The organism is Acinetobacter lactucae, assembly GCF_013344765.1.
Taxonomy (GTDB): Bacteria; Pseudomonadota; Gammaproteobacteria; order Pseudomonadales; family Moraxellaceae; genus Acinetobacter; species Acinetobacter lactucae_A.
Genome location: NZ_JABVBF010000348.1, coordinates 1 through 1,075, shown reverse-complemented (window position 1 = coordinate 1,075; position 1,075 = coordinate 1). Strand labels below are relative to the sequence as shown.

The window sequence follows — 1,075 nt, the reverse complement described above, 5'->3', positions numbered from 1 at the left end:
AATAGCGGCTGAAATTTTATTATTTACATTCAATTTTTGCATTGAATTACTAAGATGAAAATTTATGGTTCTTTCACTCACCCCCAGAATCTGAGCAATCTCGGCTGATGTTTTACCCTCAGCTGTCCAACGCAGTACCTCTTTTTCCCGATTCGTTAAATAAAGATTAAACTGAGAGAACTCGACATCATTCACAATTTTAGCAATGCTGGAATGTACAGTTTGAGTTAGCCAATACATATTTGTATATTGTGCCTTTTGCTCTTTTTCCGATAATTGATCATTGGATCTTGCCAAAGTTAACATCCCACGTGTCCCAATGAAATCACGGCTTGACTGTGCCCAACCGACATTTAACCCATAAGAACGCGCTTCTTCCCAGAAATCTTTTTCTGCTTGTGCCTGTGCACATTGACTCGACCACACAAGCGGTTTAAGTGATACCATACAATGCTGCACGGTTGGATCAACCTTGACATAATGCTGTTCCACATAACGTTCCTGCCATGCTTGAGGATAATTATTCAACATAATTGTTTTTGGTTCGGCAATAGATAATGGGGACTGCATACCATAAGCACAATAATCAAATCCAAGCTTTGAAGCTGTAGATTTGACTGCCTCAAACAACTGGTTTTCATCTTGCATGATCAGAAATGCTGATAATAAATCCTCTTGCCAACTTTCCATTTGCTCTCATTAGACTCCGGCCAAAAATCATTTTTTTGTTCAGTTTCATCTTATGAATCCAAGCAATCAAATTGAAGTATAGGCCTTCTCTTTTACCCTTATTCCAATAAAGCACTACGAGAATCTCAAAAGATTTTTAGGTTACTAAATTACTTTCAATACCTATTCCTCTTTTATTGATTTCTCAATTACAGATTTTGAATCCATCATTCAATTAACAACACTTTCAAGCCTAATATGTTCGCAAATTATTCAGATAAACTAAATTTCTAAAAGCTTTTAATGTTGTTATTATTCATGTATAGATTATGCTTGAAAAATTATTTTTACATGATGCATTTTATTCCAAAAAATAATTATTTTTAAATTAACAAAAAGAAATTAG

General features: G+C 34.3%; 1 protein-coding gene. It reads right to left on the bottom strand.

Annotated elements, in window-relative coordinates; translation table 11 throughout:
• Positions 1–690: LuxR family transcriptional regulator AbaR (gene abaR / locus HUN22_RS17235; RefSeq protein WP_174731944.1), on the bottom strand; the 690-nt coding region annotated here is incomplete at its 3' end.
• Positions 691–1,075 lie beyond the last annotated feature (385 nt).